We start from the raw sequence: 18,011 nt of genomic DNA on the forward strand, positions 1-18,011 counted from the left end.
TGATGCGTTGTGGTTGTTCGAGGGCCGCCACGGCTAGCGGCAAGGGAAACGGTGTGGCGTCACACTCCGAGGAGGTCGTGAAGGATCGGCATCTTGCCTTCCAGTTCGGATGAGCGGAAATGCTCGACGATGCGGCCATGCTCCATCACGTAGAAGCGGTCGGCGAGGGGTGCGGCGAAGCGGAAATTCTGTTCGACCATCACGACCGTGTAGCCGCGCGCCTTCAGCGCGATGATCATCCGCGCGAGCGCCTGCACGATCACCGGCGCGAGGCCTTCGGAAATCTCGTCGAGCAGCAGCAGGTTCGCGCCGGTACGCAGGATCCGCGCGACCGCGAGCATCTGCTGCTCGCCGCCGGACAGCCGCGTGCCCTGGCTCTGCCTGCGCGACGCGAGGTTCGGGAACATCGCGTAGATCTCGTCGAGCGACATCGCGTGCTCGCGCGGCCCGATCGGCGGCGGCAGCATCAGGTTCTCCTCGCACGACAGGCTCGAGAAGATCCCGCGCTCCTCCGGGCAGTAGCCGACACCGAAATGCGCGATGCGATGCGTCGCGAGGCCGATCGTCTCGTTGCCGGCAACCTTGATCGAGCCGCTGCGGCGGCCCGTGAGGCCCATGATCGCGCGCAGCGTCGTCGTGCGGCCCGCACCGTTGCGGCCGAGCAGCGTGACGACCTCGCCGCGGTGCACGCTCAGGTCGACACCGTGCAATATGTGGGATTCCCCGTACCAGGCCTCGAGGCCCGTGATCTCCAGCGCGGGCGTGCCGCTTTCGACGCCGCTCAATTCGCGTTCCTCCCGTTCGCTGTGCTTCATGCGTGCGCCCCCGCGAGCGCCGCGTCGGCACTGCCCATGTACGCCTCGATCACGAGCGGATTCTTCGACACTTCCGCATATGAGCCTTCGGCCAGCACCTCGCCGCGCTGCAGGACCGTGATCGTGTCGGAGATGCCGGCGATCACGTTCATGTTGTGCTCGACCATCAGGATCGTGCGGCCGGCCGCGACCTTCTTGATCAGCGCGGTCACGCGGTCGACATCCTCGTGGCCCATCCCCTGCGTGGGCTCGTCGAGCAGCATCAGTTCGGGTTCCATCGCGAGCGTCGTCGCGATCTCGAGCGCGCGCTTGCGGCCGTAGGCGAGCTCGACGGTCGGCACGTGCGCGAAATCGGTGAGGCCGACCTGCGTGAGCAGGTCCATCGCGCGATCGTCGAGGCGCTGCAACGTGCGCTCGCTGCGCCAGAAATGGAATTCGGTGCCGAGCGAGCGCTGCAGGCCGAGGCGCACGTTCTGCAACGCGGTCAGATGCGGAAATACCGCCGAGATCTGGAATGAACGAATGATGCCGCGCCGCGCGACCTGTGCGGGCCGCTCGTCGGTGATGTCGATCCCGTTGAAGACGATCTGACCGGCCGTCGGTGTCAGGAACTTGGTCAACAAGTTGAAGCAGGTGGTCTTGCCCGCGCCGTTCGGTCCGATCAACGCGTGGATCGAACCGCGGCGCACACGCAGGTTGACACCGTTCACGGCGGTGAAGCCCCTGAATTCTTTCGTTAGTCCGCGTGTTTCCAGAATCGTGTCGCCGAGAATCATGTTCCCTTCCGTACGAAGTCAGGCGAAGCACCGGGAAGATTCGCGCCAGCGACCGCGAACAGGTCAGCGGATGAGCAGGCTGCCCCCGGACGCCATATTACGCATCGAGGGTGGTCTCCCGCGCCGACGCGTATGCACACTGCGCAACATTGTCTCCCCGTTGGTGCAGTGCAATCATCGGGATTTGCACTTATAGGGCTGGCCGCCATGCGGGGTGCGGCTGCACGCGAATTTACACCGCGTTTTTTTGACACGTGCATCATCGATAGCGACGCAAACGCACGGTCCGTGCCCGCGCGAATGCAGGCATGCCGCGCTGCGTGTCGCCTCGCCGCGCGACAAGAAAAAGCCGCGCGAAATGCGCGGCTTGCGGTGCAATTGCCGTTCGTGCCGTTGCGATCCTCACGCGACAGCTTGCTTCGCATAGCGAACCAGCGGGCGCCCGGATGGCGGCCCGCTGTCGCGCATGTCAGCGGGCTGTCATGCCGACGTCACGGCGGCTTCCGTGCGCACCTGCGTCGCTTCGTGCGCCGCGCGACGATCGGCGCGAATCATGTCGCTCGCACGCTCGGCGATCATCAGCGTCGGTGAATTCGTGTTGCCCGACGTAATGAACGGCATCACCGATGCGTCGACGATCCGCAGCCCGGCGATCCCGCGCACGCGCAGCCGGCTGTCGACCACGGCGCGCTCGTCGTCCGCGCGCCCCATCCGGCACGTGCCGACCGGATGGAAGATCGTCGTGCCGACCGCGCCCGCCGCTTCGATCAGTTCGGCTTCGGTCCGATACTGCGTGCCCGGCAGGATTTCCTCCGGACGGTAGCGCGCGAGCGCCGGTGCCGACGCGATCCGGCGCGTGAGGCGCAGCGCGTTCGCGGCGACCTGACGATCGTGATCGGTCGACAGGTAGTTCGGTGCGATCGCGGGTGCCGCACCCGTATCGGGGCTTGCAATATGCACGCTGCCGCGCGAGCTCGGCCGCAAATGGCAAACGGATGCGGTAAATGCGTTGAAGTCGTGCAGCGGCTCGCCGAAGCGCTCGAGCGACAGCGGCTGCACGTGGTATTCGAGATCGGGGCGCGTGAGCGCGGGATCGTCCGGATCGGACTTCGCGAACGCGCCGAGCTGCGACGGCGCCATCGACATCGGCCCACGTTGCAGCAGCGCATATTCGGCGCCGATCATCAGCTTGCCCCACCAGTGCGCCGACAGCGTGTTCAACGTGCGCACGCCTTCGACGCGAAACGCCATCCGCAATTGCAGGTGATCCTGCAGGTTTTCGCCGACGCCGGGCAGGTCCTGCACGACGTCGATGCCGAGCGCCTGCAGCCGTGCGCCCGCGCCGATGCCCGACAGTTCGAGCAACTGCGGCGAATTCACCGCCCCGGATGTGAGCAGCACTTCGGCGCGGGCGCGCGCGACGTAGTCGGTGCCGCCGCCGTGGTATTCGACGCCGACCGCGCGCCGCCCGTCGAAGATCACGCGCTGCGCCTGCGCGCCGGTGATCACGGTCAGGTTCGGCCGCGTCATCGCGGGCCGCAGGAACGCCTTCGACGTATTCCAGCGCACGCCGCGCTTCTGGTTCACCTCGAAATAGCCGACCCCGGAATTGTCGCCGCGGTTGAAGTCGTCGGTCGCCGGAATGCCCGTCTGCTGTGCGGCCTGCGCGAACGATTCGAGGATCTCCCAGCGCAGCCGCTGCTGCTCGACGCGCCATTCGCCGCCCGCGCCGTGCGCGTCGCTCGCGCCCGCGTGATGATCCTCGCTGCGCTTGAAGATTGGCAGCACGCTGTCCCACGACCAGCCGGCGTCTCCGGTTTCCTGCGCCCAGCTGTCGTAATCCTCGCGCTGGCCGCGCATGTAGATCATCCCGTTGATCGACGAGCAGCCGCCGAGCACGCGCCCGCGCGGATACGACAGCACGCGGCCGTTGAGTGCCGCTTCGGGCTGGGTCTTGTACAGCCAGTCGGTGCGCGGATTGCCGATGCAGTACAGGTAGCCGACCGGGATGTGGATCCAGTGATAGTCGTCCTTGCCGCCCGCTTCGAGCAGCAGCACGCGGATGTCGGGATCCTCGGTCAGGCGGTTCGCGAGCACGCAGCCCGCGGTGCCGGCACCGACGATCACGTAGTCGAATTCGCCCTCGAGCGTGCGTTGAGTAGTCACAACGTGTCTCCTGTCGACCCGAGTTAGTGCTTTAGCACTTACTCGGGTCCCATGCTTCGCGGTCGACCCGAGTTACTGCTTTGGCACTTCCTCAGGTCCCATGCTTCGCGGTCGATCCGAGTTACTGCTTTAGCGCCTACTCGGGTCCCATGCAAAGCGCATTGTTTTGTGCGCCGCGCGGTGCAGTCCCATGCGTCGTTTTCAGCATAGTGCGTCGCGAGCGACACGACCGATGAAGCGTACTCCGGCCACCGGCCACCGATCCAATGAGTTATGCTGAACTGCGTTATAAGCTGCGCTCATATCACGACGATGGATCTCACTTTGCTCCGCGCGTTCGCGACGGTCGCCCGCGAAGGCAACCTGACGCGCGCCGCCGCGCAGCTGCACCTGACTCAGCCGGCCGTCAGCCTGCAGATCAAGCATCTGCAGGAAACGCTCGGCGTCAGGCTGTTCACGCGCATGTCGCGCGGGCTCGCGCTCACCCGCGACGGCCAGACGCTGCTGCCGCACGCGGAGCGCGCGCTCGCCGCGGCCGCCGACGTGCAGCGCGCCGCTGCTGCGCTGCGGCACGAGGTGCGCGGCCGGCTGCGGATCGGCACGATCCTCGACCCGGGCTTCCTGCGGCTCGGCGGCTTCCTGCGCGCGCTGGTCGAGACCCATCCGCAGATCGAGACCGCGCTACGGCACGGCATGTCGGGCTGGGTGCTCGAACAGGTGCGCGCGCAGGCACTGGATGTCGGCTACTACATCGGCCGGCCCGACGACGACGATCCGCGCGACGACGCGCTGTTCCACACCGTCACGCTCACGCATTTCCACTATCGCGTGCTCGCACCGGCCGGCTGGAAGGAGCGGGTGCAGCGCGCACACGACTGGCGCGCACTCGCCGCGCTGCCGTGGATCTGGACGCCGCCGGCGTCCGCCCATCACCGGCTGCTGTCGCGGCTGTTCGCGGCGGCCGGTGCGCAACCGGTGAAGGTCGCCGAAGTCGACCAGGAGCAATCGATGCTCGACCTCGTCAAATCGGGGATCGGGCTGACGCTCGCGCGCGACTCGACCGCGCTGGCCGAAGCGCACGCGCATGCGCTGACGATCGTCGAACGTGTGACGGTGCCGACCGAACTGACGTTCGTGACGCTTGCCGAACGACGCGACGAACCCGCGATCGCGGCCGCGCTCCGATTGATCGAGACCCAGTGGGCAATATGAGTGCTGCTGATGTCGATGTCGCTGCGGCCGGCCGCGCACCGGGCTTCGGCGGCTAACGCGCGGCGCCTGACCAATCGTCGACCTGCAGCCGTGCGAGAAATCGTGACCTCGGGCGGACCCGAAACACCCGCGCCGCGCCGCTTCGCCACGCCGCCGCCGCTCGTCACGCCATCATCGCGGGCTTTTTGCTAGATTGTCCGTTCGCACACCGCGAGACCCCTGATTGATGGAGACCCGCATGGCCCGCAACATCGAGATCAAAGCCCGCGCCCGCGAATTCGACCAGCTGCGCGAACGTGCGGCAACGCTCGCGACCGAAGCGCCGCTCTTCTACCGCCAGCAGGATTTCTTCTATGACGTGCCGCGCGGCCGGCTGAAGCTGCGCCGCTTCGAGGACGGCACGCCGGCCGAACTGATCTTCTACCAGCGCGACGACCGTGATGGCCCGAAGGCGTCGTACTACACGCGCAGCCCGGTCACGAACCCGGACGCGATGCATTCGCTGCTCGCCACCGCGCTGACCACGCGCGGAATCGTGACGAAGGAACGGCACGTGTACCTCGTCGGCCGCACGCGCATCCACCTCGACCGCGTCGACGGCCTCGGCGACTTCATCGAACTGGAGGTCGTGCTCGGCCCCGACGACGACGAAGCCGGCGGCGAAGCCGAGGCACACGACGTGTTCGCGAAGCTCGGCGTCGCGCAGGAGGATCTCGTCGCGGTCGCCTACGTCGACCTGCTGAACGCCGACACGCAGCACGCAGCGATCTGATCCAGCCCTATCCGCGGCGGGACCTTGCGCCCCGCCGCCGGCCCGGTCACCGCATCACGCGGCGCCGGGCGCCAGGTGCGCGAGCGGCAGCGCGCCGTTGCGCTTGAAGGTCGTCAGCACGATGTTCGAGCGCACGCTGTCGACTCCCGGCACGCGCATCAGCTTCTTCATCACGAACTGCGACAGCGCATTCAGGTCGGGCGCGACGATCCGCAGCAGGTAGTCGGCGTCACCGACCACCGCGTGGCATTCGAGCACCTCGGGCAGCACGTCGATCTGCTGCTGGAACTGCTCGATGATCGAATCGCCGTGGTGCTTGAGCTTCAGGCTCGTGAACGCGGTGACGCCGAGCCCCAGCTTTTCGGGACGCAGCATCACGCGATAGCCTTCGATCACGCCCGCCGCCTCGAGCCGCTGCAGCCGCCGGCCGATCTGCGACGGCGACAGCGGCACTTCCTCGCCGAGCTGCTGGTGCGTCGCGCGGCCGAAGCGCTGCAGCACGTCCAGAAGCGCGAGATCGAAGTGATCGAGTTCAAGCATGAGCATTCTCCGCATTGATTCCTGTTTTGATGCGAGATTATCGCATTAACAAGCAAATCCGCGCCATCTTTGCGCCCATTCCGCACGCCGGCCGCTCTACACTTGCATGGTTCCCAACCACAGCGTGCAGAGCCTGATCATGTCCACCGTCGTCACCGCGAAACTGCAGGAGCAGTTCGACGCGGGCCTCGAAACCCGCGCAGATTTCACCATCGACCAGCCGCTCGAACGCTACGGCCAGGTCGACCACGCGGTGTGGCAGCAGCTCTACGCGCGCCAGTCGGCGCTGCTGCGCGGGCGCGCGTGCGACGCATTCGTCGCCGGGCTCGGGAAGATCGACCTGCCGGCCGACCGCGTGCCGTCGTTCGCCGACGTGAACCGCCAGTTGAAGCCGGCAACGGGCTGGGAGATCGTCGCGGTGCCGGGCCTGGTGCCCGATCGCGTGTTCTTCGAGCACCTTGCGAACCGGCGTTTTCCGGTCACCTGGTGGATGCGCCGCCCGGACCAGCTCGACTACCTGCAGGAACCCGACTGCTTCCACGATCTGTTTGGCCACGTGCCGCTGCTGATCGAGCCGGTGTTCGCCGACTACATGCAGGCATACGGCCGCACCGCGCTGGCGGTCGCCGACGACGAAGCGGCGCTCGCACGGCTCGCGCGCCTCTATTGGTATACGGTGGAATTCGGGCTGATCCGCGACCCGAACGGCACGAACGGGCTGTCGATCTACGGTGCCGGGATCGTGTCGAGCAAGGGCGAGAGCCTGTATAGCCTGGAAAGCGCGGCGCCGAACCGGCTCGGCTTCGACCTCGAGCGCGTGATGCGCACGAAGTACCGGATCGACACGTTCCAGAAGACCTACTTCGTGATCGACGATTTCGCGCAGTTGTTCGCGCTCGCCGACGTCGACGGCCGTGCGCTGGCCGACCGGCTGGCCCGGCTGCCCGAATTCCCGGCCGGCGCGGTCGTCGACAGCGACCGCGTGCTGCATCGCGGCACGGGCGAAGGCTGGACGGACGACGCCGACGCGTGACGCACCGGGCGATGCCGGCACGATCCGGCCGCGGGCGCCCGTCACCGGATGCCTGTCCCACAACTATGAAACAATGACCGGTACCGGCTTTGCCGCGCGGCGTTGCCCGCGCCCGGGCGCCGTTACCGAACGAGGTGCAACATGATCCACAAGCTCACATCAGAAGAACGCAAGACCCGGCTCGAAGGCCTGCCCCACTGGACGGCCGTGCCGGGCCGCGACGCGATCCAGCGCAGCCTGCGCTTCGCCGATTTCAACGAAGCCTTCGGCTTCATGACGCGCGTCGCGATCAAGGCGCAGGAAATGAACCACCATCCGGAATGGTTCAACGTGTACAACCGCGTCGACGTGACGCTGTCGACCCACGATGCGGACGGGCTGACCGAGCGCGATATCGCGCTCGCGCAGTTCATCGACCAGGTGTGCACGCATACCCAGCCGGCCGCCTGAGCGTCCCCGCTACCGCCGCGCGGCTTTCGACGCGCGGCGCGTCAACTTTTCATTTCGCTGAACGTTTCCTAGGATGTACTCAGCGAAAGCCTTCAGCTTTCCAAGCCATCCTTAAGGCGCGCGTAAGTCTCGTACGCTTTCCGCGCCTTGGGGTCCAAACCTTCCAGTTGCAGCGCGCTTCCGCGCTGTACAATCAGCAGCGCATACGGCTTGGAGAGCGCGCTGGCCTCTTCGCAGAGTTTGAGTTCGTCGCCGCTCGACGGCGAGCGGGCGCGCCAGAAATTGATCGCGGCTTCGAGGTCGTGGATCGAAATATCGGACATGATTGGATTTAATCGTTCGCTGGCCGCCATGCTTGATGTCAGGCGATGCGGCGCCCCTGTGGAAACGGCGTCGTGCTGTCCGCGTGCCTGAACCGCCAACCCATTGTACTTGAGCGAACTTCATGCGACTCCTTCTGATCGAAGACGACCGCCCCATCGCACGCGGTATCCAGAGCAGCCTCGAGCAGGCTGGCTTCACCGTCGACATGGTGCATGACGGCATTTTTGCCGAACAGGCGCTGGCGCAAAACCGCCACGAACTCGTGATCCTCGACCTCGGCCTGCCGGGCATCGACGGGATGACGCTGCTCACGCGTTTCCGCCAGACCAACCGCCACACGCCCGTCATCGTGCTGACCGCACGCGACGAACTGAACGACCGGATCCAGGGCCTGAACTCCGGCGCCGACGACTACATGCTCAAGCCGTTCGAGCCGGCCGAGCTCGAAGCGCGCATCCGCGCGGTGATGCGCCGCAGCGGCCCGCACAGCGACATGCCGCGTCCGGAAGTGTCGCTCGGCGGCGTCCGCCTGTCGGGCGTCGATCGCCGCATCTTCAACGATGACAAGCCGCTCGAACTGTCGCCGCGCGAATTCGCGGTGCTCGAAATGCTGCTGCTGCGCCACGGCCGCGTCGTCAGCAAGGCCCAGCTGCAGGATCACCTCACGCACTTCGGCGGCGATCTCGGCGACACCGCGATCGAAGTCTACGTGCACCGCGTGCGCAAGAAACTCGAGCAGTGCCGTGTCGAAATCGTCACGGTGCGCGGCTTCGGCTACCTGCTGCAGGAAATCCGCCAGACGGCGAGCGTCTGAGCGGCGCCGCGCGCCGGCCGGCCGCGTGCCGACGGCGAGCCGCCCTGCCCGCGTCGCCGTCCGACGCACGACCGCGCCGCTCCCCGTGAGCGGCGCTTATCCATTTGCCCGTCGAAATGTCTCCTGATCCGGCTGTCACCACCAGCCTGCGCCGCTCGCTGCTCCGGCGCCTCGCCGCACCGCTGTCGATGCTCGCGCTGATGAGCGGCCTGATTGCCTACTGGCTCGCGTGGCAATACACGCAACACGTGATCGACCGCTCGCTCGCCGATCTCGCGACCGCCATCTCCAAACAGATCCAGATCGCCGGCCCCGACGCGCCGTTCACGGTGCCGCCGCTCGCGCAGGCGATGTTCTCCGATCCGGCCGAAGCGCTGATCTACCGGATCAGCGACGGCGAACAGGAGCTCGCCGGTGACCCGAAGCTGCCGCTACGCGGCATCAACGTGCGCCGCATGCATCACGCGTACGTGTTCGAGGCCGAGTACGACAACCGCGCGGTGCGGGTCGCGCAGGTGCGCGTCGACGATGTCGAGGGCGGCCGGCCGATGGTGGTCGAGGTCGCGCAGCCGGTGCGGCACCGCTACCGGATCGCGGCCGAATTCCTCGTCGCGATCATGATGCCGCTGCTGCTGCTGCTGCTCGCGGGCTGGGGCATCGTGTGGCGCGTCGTGAACCAGCAGCTCGGCCCGCTCACCCATCTCGCCGATTCGCTGAACCGGCAGACCCATACGTCGCTGGAACCGGTCGACGAAACCGACGTGCCGCTCGAGATCCGGCCGCTGACGAGCGCGATGAACGCGCTGCTCGGCCGCCTGAAGACCGCGCTCGACGCGCAGCGCAAGTTCATCGCCGACGCCGCGCACCAGCTGCGCACGCCGCTCACGGCCGTGAAGCTGCATGCCGAGCAGGCGGCCGTCGCGCGCGACCCGCAGCAAACCTACACCGCCGTGCGCGAACTGCGCGCGGCCGCCGACCGCGCGGTGCGGCTGTCGAACCAGCTGCTGTCGCTCGCGCGCGCGGAACCGGGCGAACAGGCCGCGCGTTTCGTCGACGTCGACCTGGCAGCGATGGCGTTCGAGACCGGCGCCGAATGGGTGCCGCGCGCGCTCGCGTCGCATGTCGACCTCGGCTTCCAGCGCAGCGACGATCCGGGCGAAGACGAAACGCTGAACGTGCGCGGCAACCCCGTGCTGCTGCGCGAAGTGATCGCGAACCTGCTCGACAATGCGCTGAAATACGTGCCGCTCGCACGGCCGGACGGTGCGCGGATCACGGTGAACGTCGCGCGCGGGATGCTCGAGGACGGCCTGCCGGCAGCCGAGATCGTCGTCGAGGACAACGGCCCGGGCGTGCCCGCGAACCAGCAGGCCGACCTGTTCAAGCGCTTCTTCCGCGGCGATGCGCAAAGCGGCAACGGCGTCGAAACAGGCGCCGGGCTCGGTCTTGCGATCGTGCACGACATCATCGCGATGCACGGCGGCACGGTGTCGTACGAGGATGCGTCGGAAGGCGGCTCGCGCTTCGTGGTTCGGGTGCCGCTCGCCGAGCGCACTCAGAAGCCGGTCAGCGAGACGCCGGCCGCCGCGCCGACGCACTGAGTCGCGCCGGGCGAGCCCGTATCGGGAGGGACGGAACAACGGCCGCGCGGCGGCCGTCCGGTGAGGCGGCCGCGCACGATGCGCGGCCGCCCCGGTCACTTCTTCTTTTTCTTGTCCTTCGCGCCGGCCTCGGACTTGCCGTCCTTCTTCTTTTTCTTCTTGCCGTCGTCGTCGGGCGTCGCGAGCAGCGTGCCGCGGCACGCGGCCGCGCCGCAATGGCATGCGTATTCGCGCTTGAGCTTCTTCGTCAGCTTCTCGTCGATCACGAGGCCGTAGTCGTAGAACAGCTCCTCTTCCGGCCCGATATCGCGCAGCGCGTGGATGAACACGCGGCCCTTGACCTCCTCGGCCTCGCAATTCGGCGCGCACGAATGGTTGATCCAGCGCGCGCTGTTGCCGTCGATCTTGCCGTCGATCACCCCGCCCTCTTCCAGTGCGAAGTAGAACGTATGGTTCGGCTCGTTCGGATCGTGCGGGTGGCGACGCAGCGCTTCCTTCCACGAAATTCGCTCACCCTTGTATTCCACTACGCGCTCGCCGGCCTTGATCGGCTCCACCGCGAACACGCCCTTGCCGTGTACTCCCGAGCGGCGCACCGCGATCCTGCGTGAACTCATCGAACGAATCCTTGTGAAGACGACTTGAATGGAATACGGCCGCGGTCACGGCCCTGGGTCGCGCCAAACAAAACGCGGCACCGGTCGGTGCCGCGTCGGGGCATACGGCGAATCACCCGCATCCTACACGTTCACGATTGCTTCGCTCAACATCGCGCGCAATATTGCGCGCAGGACACTCAGCGCTGGCCGAAAGCGATGTCGCCGAACAACGCCTTGTGCTCGCGCGGCTGCGAACGCCAGTACTGCGGCGGCGCCGAAACCTCCGCGCCGAGCTCGGCGGCCGCATGCCACGGCCAGCGCGGGTCGTACAGCATCGCGCGCGCCATCGCGACGAAATCGGCGTCGCCGGCCTCGATCAGCCGGTTCGCATGCGCGGGGTCGTTGATGAGGCCGACCGCGATCGTCGGCATCCCGACCGCGCGCTTCACCGCCTGCGCGAACGGCACCTGATAACCCGGCGACAGCGGAATCTTCTGCAGCGGCGACACGCCGCCGGACGACACGTCGATCCAGTCGCAACCACGCCGCTTCAGCTCGTGCGCGAACGCGATCGTGTCGTCGAGTTCCCAGCCGCCCTCGACCCAGTCGGTCGCCGACACGCGCACGCCGACCGGCCGGTCCTCCGGAAATGCCGCACGCACGATCTCGAAGATCTCGAGCGGAAAGCGCATCCGGTTCTCGCGCGAGCCGCCGTATTCGTCGGTGCGCTGGTTCGCGAGCGGCGACAGGAACTGATGCAGCAGGTAGCCATGCGCCGCGTGCACTTCGAGCGCGTCGATGCCGAGCCGCGCGGCGCGCCTCGCGGCCGCCGCAAACGCTTCGCGGATCCGGTTCAGGCCGGCCGCGTCGAGCGCGAGCGGCGGCGTCTCGCCGTCCTTGTGCGGCAGGGCCGACGGCGCATGCGGCAGCCAGCCGCCGTCGGCGACGGACACGAGCTGGCCGCCCTTCCACGGCACCTCGCTCGACGCCTTGCGCCCCGCATGCGACACCTGCATCGCGATCCGGACCGGCGAATGCTTGCGGATCGACGCCAGCACGGGCTTGAGTGCCGCTTCGGTCACGTCGTCCCACAGGCCGAGGTCGCCGGCCGTGATGCGTCCGTCGGGTTCGACGGCGGTCGCTTCGATGCAGAGCAGGCCCGCGCCCGACAGCGCGAGATGGCCGAGGTGAATCATGTGCCAGTCGGTCGCCTCGCCGCGCTCGGCCGAGTACTGGCACATCGGGGAGATCACAATCCGGTTCGGAAGGGTCACGCCGCGCAGCGTGAACGGGGAAAACAGCGCAGTCATGGATGCCACTCGCCAGGAAAGGGAAAGAGCGGACGAGCGTAGCACGCAGCCCCGTAGCGTGCTGGCGGCCGGCTCGACAGTCAGCGGAGGGGCCGGCCAGGTCAGGTCGGGCCGGCGCGCAACCGGCGACGCTGCAGGGCGCACGCGCATCACGGCGATGCACCGGCCTGCATTGCATGCGGGCCGGTCACGTACGGGGCCGCACGCTTCCGATCAGATCCCGACGCTGTCGAGCCACTCGGCGAACATGCGCCGCGCGGCCGTCTCGAGCGCGGGACCATGCTGCGCGGTGTCCGCCCGGAGCCGACACGCGTCGATGCCGGGCGTCGACGCGATTTCACCCGCGTTGCCGATCAGCCAGGGTTCGAAATGGTCGGCGCGGATTTCAGGATGACATTGCAGCGCCAACACGTGCTGCCCCCAGGCGAATGCCTGGTGGCGGCACGCCGGCGTCGATGCGAGATGGATCGCGCCGCCCGGCAGGTCGAACGTATCGCCGTGCCAGTGCAACATCGACGTCGCCGCGCCGTCGAGATGGCGCATCGGCGACGCGCGGCCGGCGTCGGTGAGCGTCAGCGGCGCCCAGCCGAGTTCCTTCTGCGCAGCCGGATAGACGCGCGCACCGAGCGCGCGCGCGATGAACTGCGCTCCCAGGCAGATGCCGAGGATAGGCAGCCCCGCGTCGATGCGCCGGCGTACCAGCGCCGCCAGCGGCGCGATCGACGGATACTGCGCATCGTCGTACACGCTGAGCGGCCCGCCGAGCATCACGAGCAGCGACGGCTGGAGCGCGTCGAGCACCTCGACGCGCGACGATCCGACGTCGACGTAGCGCACCCGCCGCCCGCGCTCCCCGAGCACCTGCTCGAAGCTGCCGAGATCCTCGAAATGCACGTGGCGGATCGCCACCACTTCAGCGTTCATCATCGGCCTCCCGGTCGATCGACGGACGTCAGCCGGCGAAAATCTTCCAGGTCTTCTTTTGCGTCGCCGCGTCGGCTTCTTCGTGCACCGAACAATCGAGACGCAGGTCGCTGTCGGCCATCGTCAGGTCGAGCGCCGCGCAGTGATGCACGGGCTTCTTCGACTGCTTGCCCGGCTGGAAGTGCGCGCACGTCAGGCACATGCGCTGCGGCGGCGTCGCACCGGCCACCTGCAGTTCGCGCAGCGTCTTCAGCAGCGCGCGGTACAGCGCGCCCTGCTCGTCCGCGCCGAGCTTGCCGACTGCTTTCGTCAGGAATTCCGGCCATTGCAGCGCCTTCTTTGCCGCGGTACGGCCGCGAGCCGACAGGCGCACGGCGAGCGCACGGCCGTCGTCCAGGGCGCGACGCTTCTCGACGAGCCCCTTCGTCTCGAGCGTGCTGACCGCATCGCTGGTGGTCGCCGCGGTGAGCTGCGTCTCACGCGCGATTTCGCCGAGCCGCATCGGGCCCTTGCGCTGCAGCAGCAGCACGAGGATCTCGCCCTGCGTCGGCGTCAGGCCCGCGCCTTCCGCCCAATCCCATGCCTGGCTTCGCATGGCCGTACTCAACCGCAGCAAGCTGTGGGTCACACGTCCCGAAGCCTGATTCCCGTAAACGCCTTCGCTCATAGTCTTTTCGCTTTGCCGCCGCCCGGATTGCCGAGCAGCCGTAGTGTGGAGATCGAATGTCTATCTCAAAACAGACGCTCGATGAAGAGCGTCGACACGGCCGTCGCGAGGCACACGCGGCGGTCGCGTTCGCGGCGACCGGTGAGACACACGTCGTTCCGGTGTCCGCAAAGCCGACATTCTAAGCGAGAGCGGAAAATCGCACAGCTAAGTTATCCCCTTCATTCTGTGGAAAATCGCTGGATAACCTGATTTTTGCGTTGTGCCGGCAATCCCTGCCGGCTGCACGGCGGCACGCGCAAGCATTTTCCTGTTCGGATCGGCCAATGGGAAAACCACTTCGATCCACCGGGTTATCCCGCCCACAGAGCATTGACTTTGAAGCGGAATATCGGGTTATCCACAGATTTTCAGGACGACTGGCGACGCAGCCGGCCCGAATTGGCGCCGACCGCCGTTCAGTGAATCGCCGTGCGGTCGAGCCCGTAATCTGCAAAACATTTTTTCACTCGCGCCAGCGCAGGCACTGCTGGCGAACCGTCTCGTTCAGCGATCTTTCCTGTTTGAAAACGGTTCTCAACCATGATGCGTCGTTCACGCGCGCCTTCGCGAGCGCGCCGATCTCGTCGAGCGCCGCGCGCGAGCCGAGCGCGGCCGCATGCGGCGCGATCCGGTCGAGCGTGTCGAGGATGTCTTCGGCGATCGTGCGGCGCTCACCCGTCTGAGGATTGACGCAGATGCCCTCGAGACCGAAGCGGCACGCTTCGAAGCGGTTGAACGTGTAGACCAGGTAGTCGTCCTCCGACAGCTTCAGCGGCCGGTCGGTCAGCAGGTAGCGCGCGAGCGTCTGGATGTAGCACGCGATCGCGGCTGCGCGATCGACCGACAGCGGCGTGTCCATCACGCGCACCTCGATCGTCCCATAGCCGGGCTTCGGCCGGATGTCCCAGTAAAAGTCCTTCATCGAGTTGACGACGCCCGTGTTGACCATCTTCATGAAGTACTCCTCGAAGCTGTCCCAGGTCAGCACGAACGGCGCCCGGCCCGACAGCGGGAACGCGAACACCGAATTCAGGCGCGCCGAATGGAAGCCGGTATCGACGTTCTGCACGAACGGCGACGACGCGGACAGCGCGATGAAGTGCGGAATGAAGCGCGACATCGAGTGCAGCAGGAACAGTGCGCTGTCCGGATCGGGACAACCGATGTGCACGTGCTGGCCGAACACGGTGAACTGCTTCGCGAGATAGCCGTACAGCTCGGAGATGTACTGGAAGCGCGGCGCGTCGTAGATCTGCCGGTCGCTCCATTGCTGGAACGCGTGCGTGCCGCCGCCGCCCAGCCCGACGTTGAGCTGGTCGGCCGCCTTCACGAGCACGTCGCGAATCGCATGCAGCTCGGAGACCGCCTGCTCGTGCGAATGGCAGATGCCGGTCGACAGCTCGATCATGCTCTCGGTGATTTCCGGCGTGATGTTGCCCGGGAAGGTCTCGCCCTGGATCAGCCGCATCAGGTCGGATGCCGCTTTGGTCAGGTCGTAGTTGTGCGTGTTGACGACCTGGATCTCCAGTTCGACGCCGAACGTGAACGGCTCGGAATTGACGAAGGTTTCGAGTGCCATGGCAGGTTCCGGAATCAGTTTCTGTCGCTGCGTTCGCTGACCGCCGACAGGCAGCGGTAGACGACGAACGGGCTGACGAGCTGCAGGATCACGATCGTGCACATCACGATCGCGCGCAGGTGCGGGTCGAAATTCGGATAGAGCTGGTAGGTATCGTCGACGAGCAGGTACGACAGCGCGGACATCGGTGTCAGCGCGATGCCGAGCGCGACGCCCTGCTTCATCCCGAGCCCGCTCGGCTTCGCGAACGCGACCACGCCGGCCAGTTTCGCGACGAGCCGCGTGACGATCAGCGCGATCGCGAGCAACCCACCGAGCGCAATGTCGCCCCACGTGAACGACGTGAGCGTCAGCACGAACAGGACCACCGTCAGCAGCCAGCCGGCCGTGCCGAAATGCTCGGGCCACAGCTGCGGACGCGCTTCGAGGTTCTTCACGATGATGCCGGCGAGCAGCAGCGTGAGCAGCGTCGACAGCTTCAGCGCCTGCGCCACCGCGATCGCGAGCATCACGAGCCCGAACAGTGCGACGAATGAATGCTCGTCGCGCATCGTCGCGGTCATGTGGCGGAACAGGTAGTTGCAGGCGCGTGCGACCAGATACGCGACGATGAACGAACCGGCGAGCAGGTAGAGCGGTTGCAGGATCGTCGCGAAAACGTTGCCGTACGCTTCCTGGTGGAGCCAGCTCGTCACGAGCTTGGTCAGCACGAGCGCATACACGCTGTTGAGCGCGGTCAGCGTGATGAGGCGCTGCGACACCTGCCCTTCCGCGCGCAGTTCGGTCTTCAACTGGATCACCATCGACGGCGAGGTCGCGATCGCGATCGCCGACAGCACCAGCGCGACCATCCCCGACACGCCAAGCGCGAGCATCGCGAACAGCACGAGCACGAACGTCAGGGTCGCCTCCGCGAGGCTCGATGCGATCAGCCACGGATTGCGGCGAATCCATTTCAGGTCGAGACGGCTGCCGAGCTCGAACAGCAGCAGGCCGAGCGCGACGTCGATCAGCAGCCGCGAGGTTTCGTCGGTGCTCGCGTCGATCACGCCGAATCCGAACGAACCGGCGATGAGACCGATCACCGCATAGCCGGTGATGCGCGGCAGCCGCCACGCGCGGTAGCACAGCTCGCCACACAGACCGGCCGCAAACAACGCGAGTCCGGCCCAGAACACGGCATCCGGCGTGAGCGGCCAGTTGGGCAGGAATGAGTACGCCGACTTCATCGTGGTGACTTCTCCTTTGGAAGCAATCGCCAGCGGCGCGGGGTCAAGCGTCAGAAATGAGATGCGCGCCGGCTGGGTATCGCCCCGAATGTGCTTGTTGTGGTCGACGACGGCGGACATGGGATCCGCCTCTTCCGCCGCTCGGCGGAACTGTCGTTCAGGCTGCCGATCTGGATTGTCGGCCTGGTGTGTGAACGGACTGCGCTGTCTCGAAGATTCAGATTCGAAATCGTGCCGACCGTTCCATTGAAGCATGTCCGGCGCTTGGCCGAACGAACGCGAAGGAAACCGATTGTGCCACAGCTTTTTCGCTCTGGAACCGATTGAATCGACTCGCGGCGCTGTGCGGCACCGCAGGTCTTTGGTTTCAACGGTTTACTTGTATATATACGTAGTAGAAGTTAACAAGGCGCGCACAGTTCTGTGGATAACTTCAGTTTACGTAGACAGATCAATGTGTTGGCGCTCACGTAACCCGTTGAACAGGCTGTTTGCTCACAGAGGTTTGAGTTGAGCAACTTTCGGGCCGTTTCACAGCTGTGCCGAGTTACCCAGTTTACGTCCACTGTGATTGCACACGGAGTGCGCGCTTATTTCGCGCGGTTATCCACAGCGCCGAGTGGATAACCTTGCGCAGGAAAGTCGGGAAACTGTGAGGATTCGACTGACCAGATCAGCCGATCTGGCGGCCGCGCAGTGCGCGGATCAGGAACCGGGCCGGGTCGACGGCATCGACGAGTTCGCGCTCGAGCGGCAACGGCTCGCCTTCGAGTTGCGACGCAATCAGTTCCGCGCCGAGCGCGGCCCACACGAGGCCGCGCGAACCGTAGCCGAAGGCGCCGTAGAGGCCGGCGGTGCGCGGCAGGTCGCGCGCCTTCGCACCGCTCAGCGCGCGCGCGTTCGCGACGGCCTGCGCTTCGTCGGCGAGCGGACCGATCAGCGGCACCCGGTCGGCGACGACCCAGCGGAACGCGACACGGCCGTGCAGCGTGCCGACGTCCGGCACGTCGCCGATCAAGCCTGGCAGCAGGTGCCGCACGCGCTCGAGGTTTTCGAGATGTCCGGCGGTGCGCATCGCCGGATCGACGTCGTCGGGCTCGAACGTCGCGCCGATCAGCAACGTGCCGTCATCGAGCGGCACCGCGTAGCCGTCGCCGA

Annotated in this window: 18 protein-coding genes; 6 read left to right on the top strand and 12 right to left on the bottom strand. The window is 66.5% G+C overall.

The window, feature by feature from the left end; genetic code table 11:
• Positions 1 to 59: 59 nt before the first annotated feature.
• The 3 genes from PI86_RS12210 to PI86_RS12220 all read right to left on the bottom strand — a co-directional run bounded on the left by PI86_RS12210 (position 60) and on the right by PI86_RS12220 (position 3,757).
• On the bottom strand, positions 60 to 815 hold the full coding sequence (locus PI86_RS12210; protein WP_039322541.1) for an ABC transporter ATP-binding protein: 756 nt from the start codon (positions 813 to 815) through the stop codon (positions 60 to 62).
• The gene (locus PI86_RS12215; protein WP_039322542.1) at positions 812 to 1,591 is read right to left on the bottom strand and encodes an ABC transporter ATP-binding protein; all 780 of its coding nucleotides are present in this window, start codon (positions 1,589 to 1,591) and stop codon (positions 812 to 814) included. Before PI86_RS12215 ends, PI86_RS12210 begins: the two co-directional genes overlap by 4 nt.
• Positions 1,592 to 2,071: 480 nt before the next feature.
• Complete coding sequence (locus tag PI86_RS12220) at positions 2,072 to 3,757, bottom strand: GMC family oxidoreductase (RefSeq protein ID WP_014895479.1); 1,686 nt, start codon at positions 3,755 to 3,757, stop codon at positions 2,072 to 2,074.
• A 312-nt stretch (positions 3,758 to 4,069) separates the two neighbouring features.
• Here PI86_RS12220 and PI86_RS12225 point away from each other — a divergent pair, with 312 nt between their 5' ends.
• Together PI86_RS12225 and PI86_RS12230 are read left to right on the top strand one after the other, a co-directional pair.
• A complete protein-coding gene (locus PI86_RS12225; protein ID WP_039322546.1) occupies positions 4,070 to 4,969 on the top strand; it encodes a LysR family transcriptional regulator in 900 nt (299 codons plus the stop codon).
• 238 nt (positions 4,970 to 5,207) lie between these two features.
• Positions 5,208 to 5,741: a class IV adenylate cyclase gene (locus PI86_RS12230; protein WP_039322549.1), complete on the top strand. Its 534-nt coding sequence runs from the start codon at positions 5,208 to 5,210 to the stop codon at positions 5,739 to 5,741.
• Between the two features lie 54 nt (positions 5,742 to 5,795).
• On the opposite strand, the gene PI86_RS12235 is transcribed toward PI86_RS12230, so the two are convergent.
• Positions 5,796 to 6,281 (bottom strand): Lrp/AsnC family transcriptional regulator, encoded by a 486-nt coding sequence (locus PI86_RS12235; RefSeq protein WP_006408082.1) that lies wholly within the window; start codon positions 6,279 to 6,281, stop codon positions 5,796 to 5,798.
• A gap of 106 nt (positions 6,282 to 6,387) precedes the next feature.
• Here PI86_RS12235 and phhA point away from each other — a divergent pair, with 106 nt between their 5' ends.
• Both phhA and PI86_RS12245 read left to right on the top strand, forming a co-directional pair.
• A complete protein-coding gene (gene phhA / locus PI86_RS12240) occupies positions 6,388 to 7,314 on the top strand; it encodes a phenylalanine 4-monooxygenase (RefSeq protein ID WP_082012227.1) in 927 nt (308 codons plus the stop codon).
• Between the two features lie 141 nt (positions 7,315 to 7,455).
• A complete protein-coding gene (locus PI86_RS12245) occupies positions 7,456 to 7,764 on the top strand; it encodes a 4a-hydroxytetrahydrobiopterin dehydratase (RefSeq protein ID WP_014895475.1) in 309 nt (102 codons plus the stop codon).
• A gap of 92 nt (positions 7,765 to 7,856) precedes the next feature.
• Here PI86_RS12245 and PI86_RS12250 read toward each other — a convergent pair whose 3' ends face one another.
• Positions 7,857 to 8,087, bottom strand: a complete 231-nt coding sequence (locus PI86_RS12250) for a DUF3717 domain-containing protein (RefSeq protein ID WP_014895474.1) — start codon at positions 8,085 to 8,087, stop codon at positions 7,857 to 7,859.
• Between the two features lie 122 nt (positions 8,088 to 8,209).
• On the opposite strand from PI86_RS12250, the gene PI86_RS12255 reads away from it, so the two are divergent.
• Together PI86_RS12255 and PI86_RS12260 are read left to right on the top strand one after the other, a co-directional pair.
• Positions 8,210 to 8,902 (top strand): response regulator, encoded by a 693-nt coding sequence (locus tag PI86_RS12255; protein ID WP_006401494.1) that lies wholly within the window; start codon positions 8,210 to 8,212, stop codon positions 8,900 to 8,902.
• Positions 8,903 to 9,018: 116 nt separating this feature from the next.
• Positions 9,019 to 10,503 carry a sensor histidine kinase gene (locus PI86_RS12260; protein ID WP_039322553.1) on the top strand — a complete coding sequence of 495 codons (1,485 nt, stop codon included), beginning with the start codon at positions 9,019 to 9,021 and terminating at the stop codon, positions 10,501 to 10,503.
• A gap of 95 nt (positions 10,504 to 10,598) precedes the next feature.
• On the opposite strand, the gene PI86_RS12265 is transcribed toward PI86_RS12260, so the two are convergent.
• The 7 genes from PI86_RS12265 to PI86_RS12295 all read right to left on the bottom strand — a co-directional run.
• Positions 10,599 to 11,120 (bottom strand): SET domain-containing protein, encoded by a 522-nt coding sequence (locus PI86_RS12265; protein ID WP_039322556.1) that lies wholly within the window; start codon positions 11,118 to 11,120, stop codon positions 10,599 to 10,601.
• 179 nt (positions 11,121 to 11,299) lie between these two features.
• Positions 11,300 to 12,412, bottom strand: a complete 1,113-nt coding sequence (locus PI86_RS12270; RefSeq protein WP_039322559.1) for an NADH:flavin oxidoreductase/NADH oxidase — start codon at positions 12,410 to 12,412, stop codon at positions 11,300 to 11,302.
• Positions 12,413 to 12,625: 213 nt separating this feature from the next.
• Positions 12,626 to 13,336, bottom strand: a complete 711-nt coding sequence (locus PI86_RS12275) for a glutamine amidotransferase (protein WP_039322578.1) — start codon at positions 13,334 to 13,336, stop codon at positions 12,626 to 12,628.
• Positions 13,337 to 13,364: 28 nt separating this feature from the next.
• Positions 13,365 to 14,003 (bottom strand): MarR family winged helix-turn-helix transcriptional regulator, encoded by a 639-nt coding sequence (locus PI86_RS12280; RefSeq protein ID WP_039322562.1) that lies wholly within the window; start codon positions 14,001 to 14,003, stop codon positions 13,365 to 13,367.
• A 505-nt stretch (positions 14,004 to 14,508) separates the two neighbouring features.
• Positions 14,509 to 15,624 carry a YbdK family carboxylate-amine ligase gene (locus PI86_RS12285; RefSeq protein WP_039322566.1) on the bottom strand — a complete coding sequence of 372 codons (1,116 nt, stop codon included), beginning with the start codon at positions 15,622 to 15,624 and terminating at the stop codon, positions 14,509 to 14,511.
• Between the two features lie 14 nt (positions 15,625 to 15,638).
• Entirely contained in the window at positions 15,639 to 16,853 is a 1,215-nt protein-coding gene (locus PI86_RS12290) for a cation:proton antiporter (protein WP_039322581.1), read from the bottom strand.
• Between the two features lie 673 nt (positions 16,854 to 17,526).
• A partial coding sequence (locus tag PI86_RS12295) for an FAD-dependent oxidoreductase (protein ID WP_039322568.1) occupies positions 17,527 to 18,011 on the bottom strand: 485 nt, incomplete at its 5' end.

The organism is Burkholderia sp. A9 (assembly GCF_000801975.1).